This window comes from Amycolatopsis sp. NPDC043885 (assembly GCF_056435685.1).
In genome coordinates, this window is record NZ_JBWKEA010000034.1 from 21706 (window position 1) to 41144 (window position 19439).

The 19439-nt window shown below is 69.1% G+C and carries 24 protein-coding genes; 13 read left to right on the top strand and 11 right to left on the bottom strand.

What is annotated here, in order from left to right:
- Positions 1–40: 40 nt before the first annotated feature.
- Both AC069I_RS43980 and AC069I_RS43985 read right to left on the bottom strand, forming a co-directional pair.
- Complete coding sequence (locus tag AC069I_RS43980) at positions 41–1258, bottom strand: alkaline phosphatase (RefSeq protein ID WP_478268047.1); 1218 nt, start codon at positions 1256–1258, stop codon at positions 41–43.
- A gap of 63 nt (positions 1259–1321) precedes the next feature.
- Entirely contained in the window at positions 1322–1438 is a 117-nt protein-coding gene (locus AC069I_RS43985) for a LuxR C-terminal-related transcriptional regulator (protein WP_478268048.1), read from the bottom strand.
- Positions 1439–2062: 624 nt separating this feature from the next.
- Between AC069I_RS43985 and AC069I_RS43990 the strand changes: the two genes are divergently transcribed.
- The 7 genes from AC069I_RS43990 (at position 2063) to AC069I_RS44020 (ending at position 5602) form a co-directional block, all read left to right on the top strand.
- On the top strand, positions 2063–2527 hold the full coding sequence (locus tag AC069I_RS43990) for an Asp23/Gls24 family envelope stress response protein (protein ID WP_478229723.1): 465 nt from the start codon (positions 2063–2065) through the stop codon (positions 2525–2527).
- Positions 2528–2568: 41 nt separating this feature from the next.
- Positions 2569–2745: a hypothetical protein gene (locus tag AC069I_RS43995; RefSeq protein ID WP_185927356.1), complete on the top strand. Its 177-nt coding sequence runs from the start codon at positions 2569–2571 to the stop codon at positions 2743–2745.
- Positions 2746–2750: 5 nt separating this feature from the next.
- The gene (locus AC069I_RS44000; RefSeq protein WP_478229722.1) at positions 2751–3134 is read left to right on the top strand and encodes an Asp23/Gls24 family envelope stress response protein; all 384 of its coding nucleotides are present in this window, start codon (positions 2751–2753) and stop codon (positions 3132–3134) included.
- Positions 3131–3658: a DUF6286 domain-containing protein gene (locus AC069I_RS44005; RefSeq protein ID WP_478234602.1), complete on the top strand. Its 528-nt coding sequence runs from the start codon at positions 3131–3133 to the stop codon at positions 3656–3658. Before AC069I_RS44000 ends, AC069I_RS44005 begins: the two co-directional genes overlap by 4 nt.
- Complete coding sequence (locus AC069I_RS44010; RefSeq protein WP_478268049.1) at positions 3655–4221, top strand: Asp23/Gls24 family envelope stress response protein; 567 nt, start codon at positions 3655–3657, stop codon at positions 4219–4221. Before AC069I_RS44005 ends, AC069I_RS44010 begins: the two co-directional genes overlap by 4 nt.
- 68 nt (positions 4222–4289) lie before the next feature.
- Positions 4290–4655: an ATP-binding protein gene (locus AC069I_RS44015; protein ID WP_478268050.1), complete on the top strand. Its 366-nt coding sequence runs from the start codon at positions 4290–4292 to the stop codon at positions 4653–4655.
- A gap of 11 nt (positions 4656–4666) precedes the next feature.
- Positions 4667–5602: an SDR family NAD(P)-dependent oxidoreductase gene (locus AC069I_RS44020; protein ID WP_340687776.1), complete on the top strand. Its 936-nt coding sequence runs from the start codon at positions 4667–4669 to the stop codon at positions 5600–5602.
- Here the strand turns inward: AC069I_RS44020 and AC069I_RS44025 are convergent.
- From AC069I_RS44025 to AC069I_RS44035, 3 genes are all read right to left on the bottom strand, one after another.
- Positions 5599–6315 carry an anti-sigma factor gene (locus AC069I_RS44025; protein ID WP_478234604.1) on the bottom strand — a complete coding sequence of 239 codons (717 nt, stop codon included), beginning with the start codon at positions 6313–6315 and terminating at the stop codon, positions 5599–5601. The genes AC069I_RS44020 and AC069I_RS44025 overlap by 4 nt on opposite strands.
- Positions 6312–6908, bottom strand: a complete 597-nt coding sequence (gene sigK / locus AC069I_RS44030; protein ID WP_340687774.1) for an ECF RNA polymerase sigma factor SigK — start codon at positions 6906–6908, stop codon at positions 6312–6314. Before sigK ends, AC069I_RS44025 begins: the two co-directional genes overlap by 4 nt.
- Before the next feature lie 92 nt (positions 6909–7000).
- Positions 7001–7468, bottom strand: coding sequence for a MarR family winged helix-turn-helix transcriptional regulator (locus tag AC069I_RS44035; RefSeq protein WP_478268051.1), 468 nt, complete (start codon positions 7466–7468; stop codon positions 7001–7003).
- 88 nt (positions 7469–7556) lie between these two features.
- Here AC069I_RS44035 and AC069I_RS44040 point away from each other — a divergent pair, with 88 nt between their 5' ends.
- The gene (locus AC069I_RS44040) at positions 7557–8663 is read left to right on the top strand and encodes a cytochrome P450 (protein ID WP_478268052.1); all 1107 of its coding nucleotides are present in this window, start codon (positions 7557–7559) and stop codon (positions 8661–8663) included.
- A gap of 48 nt (positions 8664–8711) precedes the next feature.
- Here the strand turns inward: AC069I_RS44040 and AC069I_RS44045 are convergent, their stop codons facing one another.
- The 3 genes from AC069I_RS44045 to AC069I_RS44055 form a co-directional block, all read right to left on the bottom strand.
- Entirely contained in the window at positions 8712–8918 is a 207-nt protein-coding gene (locus tag AC069I_RS44045; RefSeq protein ID WP_478229715.1) for a CsbD family protein, read from the bottom strand.
- Positions 8919–9016: 98 nt separating this feature from the next.
- Positions 9017–9901 (bottom strand): alpha/beta fold hydrolase, encoded by an 885-nt coding sequence (locus AC069I_RS44050; RefSeq protein WP_478229714.1) that lies wholly within the window; start codon positions 9899–9901, stop codon positions 9017–9019.
- Positions 9901–10401, bottom strand: a complete 501-nt coding sequence (locus tag AC069I_RS44055) for an ATP-binding protein (protein ID WP_478229713.1) — start codon at positions 10399–10401, stop codon at positions 9901–9903. Before AC069I_RS44055 ends, AC069I_RS44050 begins: the two co-directional genes overlap by 1 nt.
- Before the next feature lie 147 nt (positions 10402–10548).
- Between AC069I_RS44055 and AC069I_RS44060 the strand changes: the two genes are divergently transcribed.
- On the top strand, positions 10549–11160 hold the full coding sequence (locus AC069I_RS44060) for a LysE family translocator (RefSeq protein ID WP_478229712.1): 612 nt from the start codon (positions 10549–10551) through the stop codon (positions 11158–11160).
- 11 nt (positions 11161–11171) lie between these two features.
- The gene (locus AC069I_RS44065) at positions 11172–11819 is read left to right on the top strand and encodes a B3/B4 domain-containing protein (protein WP_340687768.1); all 648 of its coding nucleotides are present in this window, start codon (positions 11172–11174) and stop codon (positions 11817–11819) included.
- Here the strand turns inward: AC069I_RS44065 and ku are convergent.
- Both ku and AC069I_RS44075 read right to left on the bottom strand, forming a co-directional pair.
- Positions 11806–12735 (bottom strand): non-homologous end joining protein Ku, encoded by a 930-nt coding sequence (gene ku, locus AC069I_RS44070; protein WP_478229710.1) that lies wholly within the window; start codon positions 12733–12735, stop codon positions 11806–11808. The two genes, AC069I_RS44065 and ku, sit on opposite strands and share 14 nt — an antisense overlap.
- A gap of 58 nt (positions 12736–12793) precedes the next feature.
- Entirely contained in the window at positions 12794–13072 is a 279-nt protein-coding gene (locus tag AC069I_RS44075; RefSeq protein WP_340687766.1) for a YggT family protein, read from the bottom strand.
- A 432-nt stretch (positions 13073–13504) separates the two neighbouring features.
- On the opposite strand from AC069I_RS44075, the gene AC069I_RS44080 reads away from it, so the two are divergent.
- The 3 genes from AC069I_RS44080 to AC069I_RS44090 all read left to right on the top strand — a co-directional run bounded on the left by AC069I_RS44080 (position 13505) and on the right by AC069I_RS44090 (position 17742).
- Positions 13505–16411: an AfsR/SARP family transcriptional regulator gene (locus tag AC069I_RS44080; RefSeq protein ID WP_478268053.1), complete on the top strand. Its 2907-nt coding sequence runs from the start codon at positions 13505–13507 to the stop codon at positions 16409–16411.
- 81 nt (positions 16412–16492) lie between these two features.
- A complete protein-coding gene (locus AC069I_RS44085; RefSeq protein ID WP_340687764.1) occupies positions 16493–16615 on the top strand; it encodes a hypothetical protein in 123 nt (40 codons plus the stop codon).
- A 53-nt stretch (positions 16616–16668) separates the two neighbouring features.
- Complete coding sequence (locus AC069I_RS44090; protein ID WP_478268054.1) at positions 16669–17742, top strand: SagB/ThcOx family dehydrogenase; 1074 nt, start codon at positions 16669–16671, stop codon at positions 17740–17742.
- Between the two features lie 291 nt (positions 17743–18033).
- Here AC069I_RS44090 and AC069I_RS44095 read toward each other — a convergent pair whose 3' ends face one another.
- Positions 18034–19260, bottom strand: a complete 1227-nt coding sequence (locus AC069I_RS44095) for an HNH endonuclease signature motif containing protein (protein ID WP_478268057.1) — start codon at positions 19258–19260, stop codon at positions 18034–18036.
- Positions 19261–19439 lie beyond the last annotated feature (179 nt).

Below are 19439 nucleotides of genomic sequence, written 5' to 3' on the forward strand. Positions count from 1 at the left end.
GTGAAGGCCACCTCCGTCGCCGGAGGTGGCCTTTTCCGGTTCAGAGGCCGCTTGCCGCCCGCATCACCCAGTGGACGTCGGTGTTCTCGACCGTGCCACCCAAACGGGTGGCGCCAGGGCCTTCGGCGGTGACCGGGGTGTCAGAGCCGGTGTGGTCGTGGGTCGTCCAGTCCACGGTGAACCGGAGCTTCGAATCCGGGACGTCGAACGGCCCGTCCTGGTCGGGATCGGTGTCGGAGGCGTCGTAGTTCTCGATGGCCAGCCCGCCGGTCTCGTGGTCACCGCCGATGATCACCAGCGTGTCGGGATGCGTCCGGACGAACCGCATGACCTCGGCGACGGTGTCGTCGAGCGCGCGGCCGGCGTCGATCACACCGTGCGCGTTGTTCTCGTGCGACATCCCGTCGGTTCCCTCCTCCTCCAGGAACAGGAAGAAGCCGCGCGGGTTCTTGGAGAGGGTGTCCAGCGCCTTGCGCGCCATCTGCTGGAGCGGCACCCGCGGCGCGTACTTCCCGACGCCGTCCGGGCCGTAGTCGACCATGTCCTCGTTCGCGAACAGGCCGAGGATCCGGTTCGCCCGCGTATTCCGCAGTTCGTCGCCGTCACGCACGTAGGTGTAGCCCGTCCGCTGCGCGCGCTCGACAAGGTTGCCGTACGGACTGCGACTCTCCTCCCCCGGCTTGTCCGGCCAGAGCCCGGGGTTGCCCTTCGGATACCACCAGTCCTCGCCTCCGCCGAGCAGAACGTCCGGGCGGCTGTTCTCGATGTACTGCTTCGCGATGTCGCTCTGCGAGTCCCGGCTGGGCACGTGCGCCGCGAAGGCCGCGGGCGACGCGCCGGTCACCTGCGCGGTCGTCACCAGGCCGGTCGACTTCCCCGCCCGCTTCGCCCGTTCGAGGATTGTCTCCAGCGGGCGCCCGTGGGCGTCCACGCCGACAGCGCCGTTGCGCGTCTTGTGCCCGGTCGCGAGGGCGGTGGCCGCGGCGGCCGAGTCGGTGACGATCTCGTCGGGGTCGTCCGAGGACGTCCGCACGAGGCCGGTGACCGCGAGCCCGTCCATCGCCAGCCTGCCGTTCTTGCCCTTGAGCGCCAGCCGGAGCAGGTCACGCTGGCCGAGGCCGAGGCCGTCGCCCTGAAGGTAGATGATGTTGCGCGCCGAGCGCGCCCCGGACCCAGCCACTGTCGTGTCCGCGACGGCGGCCGAGCCACCGCACAGGACCACCAGAACCGTCGCCGCCGCCAGCCCACGTCCGCGCACATCGCCTCCCGTTAGTTAGGAACCTTTCCTAACAGAGAAGCCGCGTGAAGGCCAGAGGCCCGCTCAGCCGCGCAGGATGCCCGCGTCGTGGGCGGGGATCGCGGCCTGGACACGGTTCGCGCAGCCCAGCTTGGCGAGGATCCGGCTGACGTGGATCTTCACTCGCCCCGGCCAGGGCATGGCTTGCCGGTCCTGGTGGCGCACTGTTTCGCATAGGTGAGCAGGGGTCTTCCACCCCCTTCGCCTGCTCGACGGTGTCGGCACGCCAATCGAGATAGGTGTTGTCGACGCCGTCGAGCACCATGACGCGGATCTTCTTCTCCGTGTCGCAGCGCAGCCGCGGTTCGCTGCCGCCGATCCCCCGTGGATCGAAGCCGACCAGGTCGAACCGTTCCCGGACCACGGCCGGCCACGCACCCGCGATGTCCTTGACCATGGCGACGCCGGACTGCCCGGGGCCGCCGGCGACGAGCGTGCCGAGCGGCCCCGGCCGGGTCGCGCCGCAGGAACGACGTCAGCGCCGCCCCGCGCTCCGGTTCGTCCACTTTGGTCACCGGGCAGGACTTCCCTGCGATGTCGTACATCCGGTGCAACCCCGCCGCCGCTCCGCGCACGACCTTCGACAGACTGAAATGACGGCACCGTCGTCGGCCGCGGGGACCAGGCCGAAAGACATACCCACGATCGGTGAGATCCAGACCACACGATCGGGTCGTGACGATCTTCGCGCGGCTGGGTCTATGGAGTGTGGAAGCGAAAGAACTTCCACCGCAGGCAAAGGAATCCGAACCCGAGGAGATCGCGATGACGAACACCGCCACCACCGCCAAGCCGAACTCGAACTCCGCCGCCCCGGCCGAGAACAGCGCGCTCGTCTCCCCGCAGGGCGTGACCACGATCGCCGACACCGTCGTGCAGAAGGTCGCGGGCCTCGCGACCCGCGAGATCACCGGTGTCCACGCGCTGGGCGGCGGCGCCGTGCGGGCGTTCAACGCGCTGCGCGAGCGCATCCCCGGCGCCACCGCGTCCGCCGGTCAGGGCGTCTCCGTCGAGGTCGGCGAGCGCCAGGCCGCGGTCGACCTGCAGATCGTCGTCGAATACGGCGTCGCGATCGCGGATCTCGCCAAATCGGTGCGGCGCAACGTGATCGGCGCCGTCGAGCAGATGACCGGGCTCGAGGTCGTCGAGGTCAACATCAACGTGTCCGATGTGCACATCCCCGGCGATGACGACAGCGACGAAAGCACCGAATCCACCCGCGTCCAGTGACCATCGGCGCCGGTTCGCGCCCGACCACAAGGAGAACGTTCATGAACGCCACCCATCTCGGCCTGTTGACCGGTCTCGTGCTCGGCGTGGCCGGCGCGTTCGGCGGCTTCGGCGCCTTCCTCGTCGTGCTCGTGCTCGCCGTCCTCGGCCTGCTGGTCGGCCGGTTCCTCGACGGCAAGCTCGACCTTTCGGCCCTGTCGGGCCGCGACAGGGGCTGATCGCCATGACGACCATGACCGCCGCGCCCGGAACGGACGGGCGCGGCGCCCTGACCGTGGCCGACGGCGCCGTCGAGCGGATCGCCGCACAGGCGATCACCGAACTCGACGGTGTCGGCGGCGCGGCCTCCCGGGTGCTCGGGATCGCGGTCGGCGGGGAAGACCCCGATCAGGGCGCCAAGGTGAGCGCGCACGTCACCGGCTCGACGGCCACTTTGGACGTCCGGCTCTCGGTGAAGTATCCGCTTTCCGTGCGCGCCACCACCGAAAGCGCGCGAGAGCATCTGATCCGCCGCGTCGGCGAGCTCTCGGGCCTGGCCGTCACGCGGGTCGACATCACCGTCACGGCCCTGCATTCCACGGAGACCGAAACGAGGAGGGTCCGATGAAACGGCGCCCCCGCCGCAGTGTCCCGGCCGTGCTGGTCGCCCTCGTGGTGCTCGCCGGATGCGTAGTGGCCGCCACCGTCGCGGTCCAGACGATCATCGGCGAGAAACCGTGGATCAGCTACGACACCGTCGCGTCCGCCCTGCACGGCACCCAGTGGAGTGACCCGCTTCCGGCGATCGCGGGCGGCGTGGTCGCGCTGCTCGGCCTGGTGCTCCTCGTGGCCGCGATCGTGCCGGGACGGCCCACCGTGCTGCCGCTCGAAGGCGGCACGGATTCCGGGGCCTCCCGGCGCAGTTACCGGTCGACGCTGCGCACCGCGGCGTCCACTGTGGATGGTGTCTCGGCGGCGAAACTGAAGGTCAAGCGGAACAAGATCGTCTCGGTGGTCACCACCGGGCGGACGAACACCGCCGGACTCGCCGACGCCGTCCGCGCCGCCATCGAGCACCGCCTCTCCCAGATCGGCCCCGCCGCCGTCCCTGCCGTGCGGGTCCGCGTCAAGGCCACGAGGAGCGCGTCATGACCGACCTCAACCGTCCCGCCCGCCTGAACCGCACCCTGCTGGTGCTGATCGGGATCGTGCTGCTCGCCGTCGGCGGGTTCGCCGTCGGCACCCATTTCGGCAGGATCCCGCTGCTCGATCCCGGCGCCACGCTCGTCCCCGGCACCGCCATGCCGCCCGGATGGGTCTGGTACGCCGTCTCCGGGGGCGCGGTGGTCGTCGGGCTGCTGGCGCTGCGCTGGCTCATCGCGCAGCCTGTCCGCAAACCGAAGTCCCACACCTGGCGTTTCGACCAGGACACCGGTCAGACCGCGCTGGCCGCGAGCACCGCGGTGGAACCGTTCGCCGCGGAGGTCGCGACCTATCCCGGCGTCCACGCCGCGCACGCCACGCTCGGCGGATCCCAGGACGCGCCGGTGCTTGCCGTGGTGCTGAGCGCCGAACAGGACGGCGATGTGGCCGCCATCCGCGAGCGGATCACCGAGGAGGGCCTGCCGCGCTTGCGTCAGGCGCTGGATCTCACCGAGCTTCCGATGACCATCGAGTTCCGCTTCACCGCGAAGGCCGGTTCCCGCATTCAGTGACACCCGTCCGCGGCCCCGTCCGCGCCGAACACCTCGCGAGAGGTGTTCGGCGACGGGAGCTGGGTGCGGTGAACGGTGATCAGGCGGAGCTGGAAGCGGAACTCGAGCGACTGTGCCACCGGGTGGCCGACGCCGCGGAAGTCACGGTCGACCTGCGGAATCGTCCCGATCTGCGCCGTGTCCGTTCCGTGGTCGCCGACCGCATCGGCTTCGGGCGCGGCGCGGACGAGCCGGGTGAACCACGCGTCGTCCGGCAGCTTCGCGGCTTCCTGGTCGAGGTTTCCGACGACGGCCCGGATCTGGAAGGGTTGCGGTCCTTCCCCGCTTCGGCGCATTACGGGCTCCGTCTGATCGGCCGGCTCGCCGTCGACTGGGGTTTCCGAACGGAGCGGACCGGGAAATCGGTGTGGGCACTGGTCCCCCACGATCGCTGAGGAGCGCCCCTATGTCCACCGTGACCCGAGCCGCCGACACCGTGCTCGACCGGACCCTGCTCGGGTACAGCAGCATCGGGCACTTCCTGCGGCGGCACTGGTGGCCCGAGGATCCCGCGCCGGACGCGCTCGCGGGCAAGGTCGCCGTGGTGACCGGCGCGAAAGCGGGGTTGGGGAAGGCGACGGCCATCGGGTTGGCGAAGCTGGGGGCGACCGTCCGGATCGCGATCCGCGGCGACGGCGACGCCGCCCGCGCCGAGATCGAGCGCGCCGTGCCCGGCTCGCGGATCGTCGTCGACCAGTGCGATGTCAGCCTGATGTCGTCCGTACGCGACTACGCCAAGGACCTCGACGGCGAGGTCGACATCCTGGTGCACAACGCCGGGGTCATGCCCGCGGAACGCACGGAGACGGCCGAGGGCAACGAACTCATGCTCGCCACGCACGTACTCGGCCCTCATCTGCTCACCGCGTCGCTCCGCCCGAAATTCGGCGAGGGCGCGCGGGTGATCTGGGTCAGCTCCGGTGGCATGTACGGTCAGCCGTTGCGCGCCGACGACCTGCAATACCGCCGGGACGAGTACAAGCCCGCCGCCGGATACGCGCGCACCAAGCGGATGCAGGTGGTGCTCGCCGAGCTCTGGGCGGACCGGCTGGACGGCTCCGGGGTCACCGTGCACAGCGCGCACCCCGGCTGGGCCGACACTCCCGGAGTCGCGACCTCCCTGCCGACGTTCCGGAAGCTGACGCGGCGGATCCTGCGCGACCCCGGGCAGGGCGCGGACACGTTCGTCTGGCTCGCCGCCGCCGAGGAACCGGGCCGGTACAACGGCATGTTCTGGCACGACCGCGTCCAGCGGCCGACGCACTATCTCGGCAAAACCCGGGAAACCGCCGCGCAGCGCCAGGAACTCTGGCAGGCCTGCGAGCGGTTGACCGGACGCTAGACCAGGTCCACCATGGCCACCGCCGGAACGGTCGGGGCGGGCGAACCTCCGGCGGGTTCGGCGGTGATGCCGACGCGGTCGATCCCGCCCGGCAGGTCCGCGAGGACCGGGTGGGTCCGATGTGGACCGTCCGGCGCCAGCAGCCCGGCGGAATGCACGCCGCTCGCCCCGATGAGCCAGACCTGATACGCCTTTCCGGGCGCCAAGGGCGGGAGGTCGCCGGCCACTACGACGATCTTGCCCTTGCTCCGCGAGGTCACGACCGTGGTGGTCCCGCGTTCGGCGCCCTCCTTGACCGTCGAGGCGTCGGGCGCGGTGAGCACGGCGTTCACGGAGGCCAGCTGTTGCTGTGCGGGGTCGGCTCCCGGATCGGTGGACGTGGTGACCAAGCTGAACACCAGCGCTCCGACGGCGGCCGCCGCGGCACCCCAGAGGGCGATCCTCGTCTTCGCCGGCCCACCTCGGCGCGCGACAGCGACCAGCGGAGGCCACTGACGGGTGCGGGCGACCTCCGTGAGCGTCGCTTCCCGCAGCCTCGGCGGTGGTGGCGTGGCGAGGGCTGCCCCCAGACGCGCGGCGGCCTCGCGGAGTTCCCGGACCTCCTGGCCGCACGCGGGGCAGCCCCGCAAGTGCCGTTTGAAGGCCGCGGCCTCTTCCTCCGGGACGGCGTCCACGGCGTAGGCCCCGGTCAGCGTGTGCAGCTCGGCCGTCATTGCCCGACCCCCAAGCAGTCACGCAACCGGATCAGTCCGTCGCGGATGCGGGTCTTCACCGTGCCGGGCGCGGTCTTGAGCACTTCCGCGACTTCCGGGTACGTGTAGCCGTTGTAGTAGGCCAGCACCACCGATTCCCGTTGCAGATCGGTCAACGCGGACAGGCACTGGCGCACCCGTTGCTGCTCCAGGTTGCTGATCGTCGACTCGGCGACCTCGTCGAACGGGCGGCGGAAGTCGAGCCGTCCCGCGCGATCGTCCCGGTCGAGCGCGGCCTGATGCGAACGCACCCGGTCCACCGCCCGCCGGTGCGCGATCGTGAGCACCCAGGCCAGCGTGCTCCCCTTGCCCGGTTTGAACCGGGCGGCCGTCCGCCACACCTCCACCAGGACCTCTTGGGTGACCTCCTCGGCGAACGTGCCGTTGCGGACGACCCTGTTCACCACTCCCCACACCGGTCCGGCCACGACGTCGTACAGGTCGGCGAACGCCTGTTCGTCACCTGCCGCGACCCGTTCCATCAAACTCGCCTCGGCAGGCACCGCTCCGGTGCCGCCGCTTCCGCGCGGACTCGTCCGCACACCCTCGACCATCAAGCCGCCTCCACCTCACCCGACGCCCGGCTACGCGGTTCCGTGGCGTCCGGGAGGGATTCGGTGCCGAGAGCGGATCGGACTGGTCCGGGCTACCCCTGTTCTTCGAGCAAGCTGTCCATTGTGGACTTGAGCTGCCGCAGGAAGGCCTCGAACCGTTCGATCTCCTCCACCGGGTACTCCGCCACCAGCGCCGCGAGCCCGGCGCTGAACGGGCCGAAGAACTCACGCGCGGGCCCCTGGATGTCCGGGCCGCTGCGCAGGGTCACCCTCCGCCGGTCGCTGTTCTCCCTGGTCCGCACCACGTAGCCGAGGGTTTCCAGCCGGTTCAGCAGATTCGTGGTCGCGCCGGAGGTCAGCGCGATGCGTTCGCCGAGCCGGGCCGGGGACAACGGCGATCCGGTGTCTTCGGCGTAGAGGATCTCCACCAGCGCGGCGGCGTCGGTGGCGTGCAGGCCGAGCCAATCCGCGAAACGCCGGGTGAACTCGGTGTAGTTCGCCCCGAAGCTCCGGAGGCCGTCCAGCAGCGACGCGCTCCGCGCCGCGACGTCGTCCTCCATCACCCCTCCTCGGATCCGTGCGCTTTGACAACCTACCGGCTCCGAATATACCTTCACTATGAAGATACTTTCTCATGAAGGAGTTTTTGTGCTCCCCGATCCATTCGCCGCGACGACCCGCGGCATCACCGAACCCGACCCTGTCCGTCCAGCGCTGCGGGCCGCCGGTCCCCTCGTCGAAGTGGCCGCCCCCGAGGGCGGAAGCGCGTGGATCGTGACCGAGGAGAAGCCGGCCCGCGAGGTGTTGGCGGACCCGCGCTTCGCGAAGGATCCCGCGCTCGCCCCCGAGGGATGGACCGGCCTCGAACAAACCGCCGCCGAACAGCCGTCCCTCACCACGCTGGACGGCCCCGACCACACGCGACTGCGGCGAGCGCACGCTCCTCTGCTGAGCGCCAAACGGATCCAGGCGCAATCCGACCGGATCCACCGGATCGCGCATGCACTGCTGACGGACCTCGGCGGCGGAACGGTCGACCTCATGGACGGGTTCTCCACCCGTTTCCCGCTCACCGTGCTGCTCGACCTGCTCGGTATCCCACTCCACCTGCTCGACGTCGCCGTCGACGCGTGCCGCCGCATGTCCGACCCCGAGCCGGGCGCCCAGGGCAAGGCCATCGCCGCGATCGCGGACCTCGCCGCCGCGGGGCTGACCCCGAACCGAAAGGGACTCGCGACGGAACTACGCGACAACCTGCCGCCCGAGACGTCCGAAGAGGACCTGCGGTATCACCTGTTCGCGTTGATCTTCGCCGGGCAGCTGACCACCGACGCCTCGATCGGCTTCCTCGTCTCGCGGCTCCTGGACGGGGACACCACCCCCGAAAGCCACCTGGTCCGGGAAACCCTCCGGATGCACCCGCCCGCACCGTTCACGCTTTGGCGGTTCACGACCTCGGAGGTCGTTCTCGCCGGGACCCGGCTCCCCGCCGGGGCCACGGTGCTCGTCGACATCCAGGGCATCAACACCGACCCGGCCAGGAAACCGGGCCCGGACCTGACCTTCGGCGCGGGCCCGCATTTCTGCGTCGGCGCCCAGCTCGCACAGCTCGAACTGCGGGCGGTCGCGACGGTTCTCCGCACTGACTTCCCCGAAGCCCGGCTCGCGGTGCCCTATGGCGAACTGCGGCAAACGTTCCTCGGCGGCATCCAGGGAACACGGCTCACGAGCCTGCCGGTGGTCCTGCACGACTGAAAACGGGCCGGGGCGCGGAAATCCGCCGCCCCGGCCCGGAAGGAAACGCTATTTCTTGAAGGTGTCGCGGATCTTGTCCGCCGCGTCGCCGACGGCGTCCTTCACGTTCTCGACCGCGCCCTTGAGACCGGCCTTCGCCTGGTCCGCCTGGCCTTCCGCGCGCAGTTCCTCGTTGCCGGTGGCGTCGCCGGCGGCCTCCTTGGCCTTACCACCGAGCTCCTCGGCCTTGTTGCTGATCTTGTCGCCCAACGACATCGGGTCCTCCTCCGTCCGTGGCGCCCGGATCGTGCGCCTTACGTCCGAAGGACAAACGAAGATCGGGATTCGTCACGCGCACGGACGGGTGATCGTCCTCACCCGAGCAGCGACGCCACAGCGGCCGCGAACGCCTCAGGGGCTTCCTGCGGGACGTTGTGGCCCACCCCCGGCAGAACCCGATGCTCATACGGCCCGGTGAAGTACTCGCGGTCGCCCTCCGCGCTCGGGCCGCCGATACCGTCGTCCCCGCTTTCCAACACGACCGTCGGCACCGTGATGGCCGGCTCCTTCGCGATCAGGTCTTCGAGCGCCTGATACCGCGGATCGCCTTCCGCCAGGCCGAACCGGTGCCGGTAAGAGTGGATGACGACGTCGACGAAGTCCGGGTTGTGGAGGCTGGAGGCGCTGGCCGGGAATGCCGCCTCGGCGCCCGTCCAGGTCGGCGACCAGGTGCGCCACAACAAGGCGCACAGCTCGTCGCGGTTCTCCGCCAGCCCGCGCCGTCCGCGCTCGGAGTGGAAATAAAACTGGTACCAGTACGTGCGTTCCCACTCCGGCGGAGCGGGTTCCCCGGCGTAGGCGAGATTCTGGACGTTGTAGCCGTCCACCGAGACCAGCCCGCGCACGCGCTCGGGCCGGAGCGCGGCCGCGATGCACGCCGCGCGGCCGCCCCAGTCGTATCCCGCGACGACGGCCTTCTCCAGCCCGAGCGCGTCCATGAACTCGAACAGGTCCTGCGCGAGGGCGGCCTGTTGTCCGGAGCGGGGTGTCGCCTCGTCGAGGAAGCGCGTCCCACCGAACCCACGGAGATACGGGACGTACACGGAGGCTCCGCCCGCCGCGACGAGCGCGGCGACCTCGTCGTAGGCCCGCACGTCGTACGGAAAGCCGTGGAGCAGGACCACCGGCGGCCCACCCGCTTCACCGGCGTGTTCGTACTCGATCTCGAGCACCGGCGTGGTGACCCGCCTCGTCCCCATCAGCCGGACCAGCCGCTCAGCCGGGTCAAAAGCCGTTCCAGGACTTCGGGATCGGCGCCGACGGGCTCACCGGAGACGGGTTCGTCCACCAGGGTGCGACGGTCGCCCCGCCTCGGCAGCCGGACCTGTCCGGCAGACAGACCACCAGGCAGCGGCAGCTCACACCAGAGGGTCACGCCGCCGGTCTCGCTCGGCGCCACCCCGGTCCGCTCTCCCGGAGCGGGCGTCGGCACGGGGAGTCCGTCCAGCGCGTGGTCGACCTCGATGACCAGCACGTCCGACCGCAGGCGCAATCTCAGCGTCAGGAAGGGCGGCTCCTTCGGATCGGCCGCGTCGACCAGCGTGCCCACCAATCTGGCGGCGGCGGTCTTCGCCTGATCGAGCAACGGCCGCAAGGACCAATCCGACAAGATGAGACGGACGAAGAGCTCGGAACACAACATGGCATTCGGTTGTGCCACCAGCCGGAGGTCGTCCATCTGGGAAGTGCGCGCGCTCAAACCAAGGCCTTCCTCGTCGACGTGCGAGCGTGCATCATGCCACTCCTTCCGGTGAACCCTCACGCCGCCTCACGCAACGCTTTGGTCCTGTGGAGTCACTCGTCTTTGGTCCTGTCCATCAGACCAAAAAGCGCGCACAGTGATCCAGTGAGCATCGCCTTCCTGGTCACCACGCTGGTCGTGGTCGCCACGCCCGGCACCGGCGTGGTCTACACCCTTTCCGCCGGACTGGCCCGGGGCAGACGCGCGAGCGTCGTCGCCGCGCTGGCGTGCACCCTCGGCATCATCCCGCACATGGTCGCCGCGATCACCGGTCTCGCGGCGCTGCTGCACGCGAGCGCGGTGGCGTTCGAGATCATCAAGTACCTCGGCGTCGCCTACCTGCTCTACATGGCGTGGGCGACCCTGAAGGACCGTGAGGCGATCGTCGTGGACGGCGATCCCGAACCGGCGTCGACCCTGCGGACGATCACCTCCGGCGTGCTGATCAACGTCCTGAACCCGAAGCTGACCTTGTTCTTCTTCGCGTTCCTGCCCCAGTTCGTCCCGGCGGGTGAGCCTGGTTCGATCCCTCGGATGCTGCTGCTGAGCGGGGTGTTCATGCTGGCCACCTTCGTGGTGTTCAGCGTGTACGGCGTCCTCGCCGCCAGCGTGCGGCACCACGTCCTTTCCCGGCCGCGCGTGCTCACCTGGCTCCGGCGGATCTTCGCCGGTTCCTTCGCCGCGCTCGGCGCCAAACTCGCGTTCACCACCCAGTAGACAGGTTCAGCATGCGACTCCAGCACCACCCGGAAATCCGCGCCGCTCATCCCGCCCTCGCCGTCGGCACACTGCGGGCCACCGGCATCACCCCGGAAATGCCAGTCGACGTCGAGAAGTTCCTCGCGCGGGCGACGCGGCGGCTCGCGGACGGGCCCGAATCGGAATTCCCCGAGATCCAGGCCTGGCGGCGGGCGTTCGCCAAGATGGGCCTGAAACCGACGCAGTACCGCTGTGCGTCCGAGTCACTGCTGCGCAGGCTGCGGAAAGAAGGCACGCTTCCCCGGATCCACCCGGTGATCGATCTCTGCAACGCGGTCTCGGTCGCCTACGCCGTCCCGGTCGCGGTGCTCGACGTCGCGAAGATCAGCGGCTCGCTGGAAGTCCGCCACGCGCGGGGCGACGAGAAGTACGTGACCTTCGCCGGCACGGTCGAGCAGCCGAACCCCGGCGAGGTGATCTTCGCCGACGAGGACGGCCAAGCCCACGCGCGCCGATGGACGAACCGGCAGAGCGGGCACTCCGCGGTCTCCGCCACGACGTCCGACGTGCTGATCGTTTCCGAAGGGCTGCACGCGACAGCGGGCGAGGACGTCCGGCTGCTGATCGAGGCCATCGCGCGCGAACTGGCGACGGCGGGGGTCGTCACGAGGCCTTGAGCGCCTTCTCCAGGCCGGCGCGGGTCATCTTCGACCGGCCCTTGATGTTCCGCTCCCGTGCCAGCTTGTCCAGGTCGGCTTTCGACAGCGAAGAGAGGTCCTTCTTCGCTGTCGGCTTTTTCGCCCCGGACTTCTTCTTGGCCTTCCCGCTCTCCACGCTCTTCGAAAGCGCCTCGAACAGGTCGACGACCTTCGTCGGCTCACCGGGTTCGGTCGCGGGCGTGATGGTGTCGCCCTTCTTCTTGGCCTTGATCAGGTCCCGCACGCGGTCGGTGTAGGTGTCGCGGTAGTCCTCGGGCCGCCAGTCGTCGCTCATCGCGTCGATCAGGCTGACGGCCATGTCGAGTTCCTTGCCGCGCGCCTTCGCCTTGCCCGGCAGGTCCGGCAGCTGCTCGGCGGGATCCCGCAGGTCGGCCGCGAAATGGAGGGTGTTGAGCACCATCACGCCGTCACCGGAGCGCACCAGCGCCAGGTACTCGCGGTTGCGCATGACGAACTTGGCGATCCCGGCCTTGCCCGACGAGTCCATCGCCTCGAGCAGCAACGCGTACGGGCGCTCGAACTCGTCCTTCGCGGGCGCGAGCCAGTACGTCTTGTCGAAGAACATCGGGTCGATCGCGTCCAGCTCGACGAAGCTCTCGATTTCGAGCGACTTCGACCGGCCGGGGGCGATCTCGTCGAGCTCCTCGGGTTCGACGACCACGTACTCGCCGTTTTCGAGCTCGTAACCCTTGACGATGTCTTCGTAGCCGACTTCCTTGCCGGTGCGCTCGTTCACCCGCCGGTACCGGATGCGGTCCTCGGTTCCGCGCTGGAACTGGCGGAAGTGCACCGTATGGTCCTCGACCGCGCTGTACAGCCGGACCGGCACCGTCACCAGACCGAGCGAAAGCGAACCGCTCCAGACCGGACGCATGGGCACACTCCTCTCCTCCAGCGGGCTGGTACCCGGAATCCCGGCGGATCACACCTGGTCAGAGGCTGAACGCGAGGGACTGCAGGAGAACGACCCCGAGGAACACGAGGGTGAAGGCGAGGTCGAACGCGACCCCGCCCGCCCGCACCGGGCGCACCACGCGGCGGACCGGCGCCAGCACGGGCTCGGTCAGCCGATGGGCGATCCCGCGAGCCCGGAAGGCCCAGCCGGGCGGACGGGTGGCGAGGTTGACGACCCAGTCGAGCACCATCCGGACGATGAGCACGATCAGGAACAGGGTGAGCAGGAAGCCCAGCAGATCACCTAGAGCACTCATGGCGGCACACTCCTCTTCGGTCCAGTGTGCCGCGCTTTGCTGGGAGCAACCTGTGACAGGAAGAAAGGGCTACCAGGGCGGTTGGCCACCCCCAGTTCGAAGGCCAACCGCCGCGGAGCCCCTACACACGGTTCGGCGCGCTGCCCCGTCGCGCCGACCCGCCAGCTGATGTCTTCAGCTTTCCAAGGCCCTGCATCGGAATTACATCGGCACTCCACCGCCGGGCATCCGCGCAGTTCAGGGGCGGCCGGGCGTAGAATCGAACCGGTTTCAGGGCAGGCCCGCGCGCGCCCGTTAGGCCGAATGCCGTAGTGCGTCGCCCGCGCTGATCTGGCTGGAGGCCGAAGCGGTGGGTTAGGGTGCCGGTCAGCCGGCGAACGGACTGGAGGTAGTGCGTGAGCACGCTCACGGCCTCGGACGACATAGTCGCATATGACCGCTGATCGTTTACCCGATTCGGCGGGATCGCCCACCGGCCGGCCCTCCCAGCTCAGCTTCTCCGTTCTCGGCCCGCTCGAAGCCGAAGTCGACGGTGTCCCCGTCCGGCTGGGCGGACGCCGCGAACAGCGTCTCCTCGCCGCCTTGCTGATCAACGCGGGCAGGCTGGTCCCGGTGTCGTACCTGATCGGCACGATGTGGCCGGAGAATCCGCCGAAGACCGCGGTCCGCCAGGTCAGCAACGCGATCGCGCGGCTGCGGCACGACCTCGGCGTGGCCAGGTCCGCCGTGGTCACCACCGGCTCGGCGTACCGCGTCGCCATCAGCAGCGCCTCGCTCGACTCGGTCCGCTTCGAAGCGGACTACAACCAGGGCGCCGAACTCCTTTCGGCCGGGCTGATCTCCCAGGCGGCCGCCAAGCTGGCGGACGCGCTCTCGCTCTGGCGCGGCCCGGCGTTCGACGGTCTCGAAGGCGACGCCATCGAACAGACCGCGCGACGGCTCGACGAAGAACGCCTGGCCGCCTGTGAGCTCTTGATCGGCGCCAGGCTCCGGCTCGGCGAAACCGAAGCGGCGGCTCGCGAGGCCTTCGACCTCGCCGCCTGGCATCCCACGCGCGAGACCCTGCAGTGCCTCACCATGCTGGCGCTCTACCGGGCGGGCCGCGGCGCCGACGCGCTCCGGACGTTCGACCGGACCAGGGTCGCGCTCGCCGAGGAGCTCGGAGTCGACCCGAGCGCCGAACTGAGCGCGCTCCACCAGCAGATCCTGCGCGCCGACGCCGAGCTGATGACCGACAGCGCCCTCGTCCGGTACGGCGTCGGCGGGCTCCGGGCCGGAATGGACACCGGCGGACGTCGCGAGGACGCGGACGCGCAGAAGGCGCTGTTCCCCCGCCCCGCGCAGCTTCCCGCGGACCTCCCCGCGTTCGGTGGCCGTGCCGCGGAACTGCGGACCGTCCTCGAGATCGGCCAGGCAGGCTCCTCGGCGGGGCCGAGGCTGATCGCGATCGACGGGATGCCCGGTGTCGGCAAGACCGCGCTGGCCGTCCACGCCGCACACCGGCTCGCGCCGCTGTTCCCCGACGGGCAGCTCTTCGTGAACCTCGAAGGGTTCTCGCCCGCGGGCGACCCGGTCGACCCTGGGGCCGCGCTCGAGGCGCTGCTGCGATCGCTCGGCATCCAGGGTTCGGACATTCCCACCGGGACCGAACAGCGTGCGGCGCTCTTCCGGAGCTGCCTCGCCGGCAAACGCGTGCTTCTGGTGCTGGACAACGCCATCGGGGCGACGCAGGTGAACCCGCTGCTGCCTGGTTCGGCGAGCTGCTGCGTGCTGATCACCAGCCGCACCCGGCTCGTGGACCTCGACGGCGCCGAACTGCTCTCGCTGGAACCGTTCAGCCGGGCCGACGCCGTGGAACTGCTCGGCCGGATCGTCGGGCCTTCGCGGTTGAGAAGGGAATCCCCGGACGCGGCCGACCAGGTCGCCAGCCTGTGCGGTGATCTCCCGCTCGCGCTGGCCGTCACGGCGAGCAGACTGCGCGCGCGGGCATCGTGGACGCTCGACTTCGTCGCCAGGCAGCTGCGCGACGAACGGAACCGGTTCGGCGAGCTCACCGCCGGGGAACGCGACGTCGCGGGCGCGTTCCGGGTGTCCTATCTGAACTTGACCGAGACCGAGCGCCGGGTGTTCCGCCGGCTGAGCCATCACCCCGGCGCCGCTTTCGATCTCCACTCGACGGCGGCCTTGGCGGAAGTGAGCCTCGGCGAGGCCCGCCGCCTCGCCGAACGCCTCGTCGACGTGAACCTCCTGCGCCAGCCGTCGATGGACCGGTACGAGATGCACGACCTGCTCCGCAGCTACGGTCGCGAACTCCTGCTCGCCGAAGAGCCCGAGCACCAGCGCGAGGCGATGATGCGGCGGCTGTTCGACTACTACCGCAGCACCGTCGCGGCCGCGATGGAGTTCATCGACCCGGACTCCGAAGACGAGCCGGGAGGCCTCGAGGTCCCGAAGAGCGAGTTCGGACAGTCCTTCGCCGACTACGACCAGGCTGCGCACTGGATGGACGCGCAATGGCAGAACGTGCTGCCGGTGGCCGTCGCGATGAACAACCACCAGCAGTACTCCGACCTCGTGCCCTTCTGTTCGGCGGTGTGGCGCTACTTCGACAACCGCGGCTACTACCGGCAGGCCAGGGAGCTGGAGACCCTCGCCCTGTCCGCGGCGCGGGTCACCGGGAACGTGGTCCTCGAGTACCAGGCCCTGCACATGTACGCGCTGACCCTGTGGCGGCTCAACGAGTTCACCGAAGCGAACCGGCTGTTCAACGAGGTGTTCGAACTGGCCGCGACCACCGGCGACATCCGGATGCAGTGCCGGGCCAGGGGCAACTCGGGGGTCACCCACTGGCTCAAGGGCGAGTCGGACGAGGCCATCGAACACCTCGGCTGGGTCCGCGAGACCGCCCATGCCCATGGCAGTGTCCTCATCGAAGCCCGCGCCAGGCACCGGATCGGGCTGATCCACACCGAGAACAGGCGCTATCCCGAAGCCGCCGAGGAACTCGACCAGGCACTGAGGCTGGCCCAGGAGAACGAATCACCTGATCTCGAGGCGGAATGCTTTCTCGCCCTCGGTATCAATTCGCGCGGACTCGGTGACGGCGCGCTCGCGGTCAGTCAGTTGACGACCGCGGTCGAAGTGCTCGAATCGACCGGGAATCGCAGCATGCTGCCCATCGCCCACAAGGAGATGGCGTTCGCGTTCGACATTCTCGGTGAGCGACTGAATGCGGACCGTCATCGCCGGTTCGCATTGCGCCTCTACACCGATCTCGGCATTTCGGAGTTGCCAGAGGTTCGCGAACTCAAACAGCGCCTGAGCGATTACTCGGCGTAATTCTCCGTTTCGATCCGGTACTCTGTTGGCGTAGGTATATTCGCTTGACCGGAGTAACCGCTCACGGAGAGGATCGGCGACATGCACGATGAAGACGACGACGAGTTCTTGTACGAGCTCGAAGCGGAGTACAAGGCGCAGAGCACCTGGGGCGGGTTCGAGCCGCCGCCGCACGGCGGGCCTCCTTTCCGCTCGCGACACTGAATGACCAGACGTATTCGGAAAGTATTACTGGGGACTGGGGCACAAGACATTCGATGCTGGTCAGGGTTTCCTCATGCGGAACGCTTTATTGGTCCGATGGTGACGTCGTCTGGGACGACCACCTCGGCCATCGCCAGCTGAAACTCGCCGAAGGAACCGAACGCGTCCTGCGCTGGTTCAGTTCTTGGCGAGAACCGGAATCGATCCGCACCGCGGACGAGAATCCCGAGACCGGGGAAAGGCTCGTCCGTATCGCGCGAGCGATGATCCGGTACGACGTGCTGGTGGTCAAAGGTTCTTCCCGGCAACAACGGGAAGAGGAGATCCTTCGGGATTGGGGGCCTTGGGGAACGTCCGCGCGGGCGTTTCACTTCGGTACCCGCTCCTTGCGGGAGACCGAGTTCACGACCAGCGAAATGACGGCGAAAACCTTGCTGGAGAAGGCGAAGGCCAGTCCTCCGCCCTCTCCGGTGAGGCCTTCCGGCGAGCACGACGCGATAGCGCTGCCCGAACCGTCACCGGAACCCTTGAACGCGATCGCATTGGGCGACGCGCTGAACCAACGCAGAAGTGTCCGCGAGTTCGGCGAAGAACCCTTGCGGCTGCGCGATTTGAGCGCACTCCTCACCGCGGCCCGGCCGACGAGGCCGGAAACGCATTCCGACATCCCCGCCACCGGGAACGTCTTCAAGACGAGCCCGTCGGGCGGAGCCCGGCATCCGACAGAGGTGTACGTCTACGCGAGGAACGTCGAGGGCCTGGATCGGGGGGCCTACCACTACGACGGTTTCCGGCACAGCCTCACGCCACTGGACGCCAAGATCGACGACGACGAACTCACCGCGCTCGCCGGCGACCAGCAGTGGACCCGGAAGGCCGGCGCGCTGCTGATCTACACCAGCGTCATCGAGCGGAACCAGTGGAAGTACCCGGTGAGCCGCACCTATCGGGTGCTGCTGATGGACGTCGGCCACCTGAGCCAAACCGTGTACCTGATGGCGACTGCGCTGGGACTGAACGTCACGTTCACCGCGGCGCTTCGCGACGAACTGGTCGAGGATCTTCTCGGCTGCGATCCGGCCAACGAACTGGTGCTGGGCATGTCGGTGCTGGGCACTCGTTTGTGAGTACCTGAAGGGCTTTGCCACATTTCGGCGACGGCGCTTCGGGGGTACTGCCGGCGACAGTCGCCGCTGCGAACGTCGCCGTGTCGCGGCCGCAGTCGCACTGAGATCCCGGGTCCTGCACACACGCGGCCGAGCCGTGGCCGAATTTCGGCGACGCCGCTGGACCGCACAGCCACCTAGCGAGCGCTGCGACCACAGTCGCTTTGAGATCCCGGGTCCTGCACACACCGCCAAGCCGTGGCCGAATTTCGGCGACCGCACCGGCACCGTGGCCGTTTTTCGGCGACGGCCTCAGAACGGTGGCGGTTCCTCGTCGAGCGGTGTGCGGGGTTCGTGTAGTGGTGGTGGTGTGCTGTCGTAGCTGTGTCCGGTGGGTGTGGTGATGGTGAGGGTGCCGTCGGCGGCGAGCCGATAGACCCAGCCGGGTTCGTCTTTCAAGCTGTGGTCGCGGCGGCAGAGGTCGATCAGTTCGGTGTCACTGGTGTGGCCACCGAATTGCCAGGGCACCGAGTGGTCGAGGTCGCAGGCTTGGGCGATGCGGTGGCAGCCGGGTCTTCGGCATTCCCGGTCTCGCACCCGCACGAACTCGCCCAACCCCGCCGTAGGCCGATACCGGTCCCGACCCAAATCCAAGACCTGCCCGGACAAGGGGTCGGTGATGATCCGCCGCAACACCGTGTCCGGCCTGGACGCGATGTGCCGGGCCAGCGACGCCGGGATGTGCCCGTGCCCGGCCAGCTCGGCCGGGACCTCGTTCAGTCCCAGGTAAGCGTTGAGGTCCATGTAGAGGAACACTTCGGATCGTTCGGTTTTGCCGCCTTGGCCACCGAGGAGGAGGTCGAGGGCGACGTCGGCGCGCAGCTGGTCCAGGGTGCGGTTCTCGCCGCAGGTCTTGAGCGCGCGTGCCTCGCGGTCGATCCGGGCGTAGGCGGCGGCGACCTTCTCCACGGGGCCGTCCTCGACGTCGATCGAGGCTACCCCGGTCTCGCCGTGCCGGATCGACAACCGACGCCCGGCGCGGTGCCGCTCCGCCCGGCGGGCGGCGCCGTCACGGTCGGCCAGCATCGCCGCGTGATTCGCCGCCTTCCGGATCTGCTCGGAGTTCCGGCCCGGTAGCCGGTCCTCCAGCACCGCGTCCACCGCACGGGCATCCTCGTCCGACAGCCACGCCGTCGCGGTAGCGACCTTCATCGCCCCATAACCGCCCACCTGTCCGCGATCCAGCAGCCCCAGCGTGCGCGGCAGCCGCGTGGTCAACGCCGCCGCCGTCGACACCAATCCGGCCGCGTGACCGTCCACAACAGACAACGCGAACGCGACCTCCTGCACCACACTCGACGCACCGTCACGGTGGCGGTTCAGCTGCGCGAGTGCACGGAATCGGACGGCCTCCAGCCGTGCGATTCCTTCTGATGCCGCGACAGCGGCGTCGACAGCATCCTTGTCCTCCAACGAATCCAGTGCGGCAGTGACCTCCTGCAAAGCATCAGGTGAGGTGATTTCCTTGAGTAGCGCCACAGTGGCGTTGCGGGTATCCACGCACAGAAGCTACATCCGACCACCGACAGTTTCCGGGCCAGCGCAAGTTTTCGTTACACGGCAACGAAGAACTGCGTCGCGCCGCAGTAGGCGCCGCGCTGATCGGACCGGATCGTCTCGACCTCGGTGCCGCCGACGAGCCGCGTCATCCGCAGCGC

What these genes read in the sequence shown, in the direction of transcription:
- AC069I_RS44085 (WP_340687764.1), top strand. Translation starts at nt 16,493, where the DNA reads ATGCACGATGAAGACGACGACGAGTTCTTGTACGAGCTCGAAGCGGAG.
- AC069I_RS44045 (WP_478229715.1), bottom strand. Translation starts at nt 8,918, where the DNA reads ATGTCGTTGGGCGACAAGATCAGCAACAAGGCCGAGGAGCTCGGTGGT.
- ku (WP_478229710.1), bottom strand. Translation starts at nt 12,735, where the DNA reads ATGCGTCCGGTCTGGAGCGGTTCGCTTTCGCTCGGTCTGGTGACGGTG.
- AC069I_RS44020 (WP_340687776.1), top strand. Translation starts at nt 4,667, where the DNA reads ATGTCCACCGTGACCCGAGCCGCCGACACCGTGCTCGACCGGACCCTG.
- AC069I_RS44035 (WP_478268051.1), bottom strand. Translation starts at nt 7,468, where the DNA reads ATGGAGGACGACGTCGCGGCGCGGAGCGCGTCGCTGCTGGACGGCCTC.
- AC069I_RS43995 (WP_185927356.1), top strand. Translation starts at nt 2,569, where the DNA reads ATGAACGCCACCCATCTCGGCCTGTTGACCGGTCTCGTGCTCGGCGTG.
- AC069I_RS44025 (WP_478234604.1), bottom strand. Translation starts at nt 6,315, where the DNA reads ATGACGGCCGAGCTGCACACGCTGACCGGGGCCTACGCCGTGGACGCC.
- sigK (WP_340687774.1), bottom strand. Translation starts at nt 6,908, where the DNA reads ATGGTCGAGGGTGTGCGGACGAGTCCGCGCGGAAGCGGCGGCACCGGA.
- AC069I_RS44080 (WP_478268053.1), top strand. Translation starts at nt 13,505, where the DNA reads ATGACCGCTGATCGTTTACCCGATTCGGCGGGATCGCCCACCGGCCGG.
- AC069I_RS44005 (WP_478234602.1), top strand. Translation starts at nt 3,131, where the DNA reads ATGAAACGGCGCCCCCGCCGCAGTGTCCCGGCCGTGCTGGTCGCCCTC.
- AC069I_RS44050 (WP_478229714.1), bottom strand. Translation starts at nt 9,901, where the DNA reads ATGGGGACGAGGCGGGTCACCACGCCGGTGCTCGAGATCGAGTACGAA.
- AC069I_RS43990 (WP_478229723.1), top strand. Translation starts at nt 2,063, where the DNA reads ATGACGAACACCGCCACCACCGCCAAGCCGAACTCGAACTCCGCCGCC.
- AC069I_RS44065 (WP_340687768.1), top strand. Translation starts at nt 11,172, where the DNA reads ATGCGACTCCAGCACCACCCGGAAATCCGCGCCGCTCATCCCGCCCTC.
- AC069I_RS44010 (WP_478268049.1), top strand. Translation starts at nt 3,655, where the DNA reads ATGACCGACCTCAACCGTCCCGCCCGCCTGAACCGCACCCTGCTGGTG.
- AC069I_RS44000 (WP_478229722.1), top strand. Translation starts at nt 2,751, where the DNA reads ATGACGACCATGACCGCCGCGCCCGGAACGGACGGGCGCGGCGCCCTG.
- AC069I_RS44090 (WP_478268054.1), top strand. Translation starts at nt 16,669, where the DNA reads ATGCTGGTCAGGGTTTCCTCATGCGGAACGCTTTATTGGTCCGATGGT.
- AC069I_RS43985 (WP_478268048.1), bottom strand. Translation starts at nt 1,438, where the DNA reads ATGCCCTGGCCGGGGCGAGTGAAGATCCACGTCAGCCGGATCCTCGCC.
- AC069I_RS44075 (WP_340687766.1), bottom strand. Translation starts at nt 13,072, where the DNA reads ATGAGTGCTCTAGGTGATCTGCTGGGCTTCCTGCTCACCCTGTTCCTG.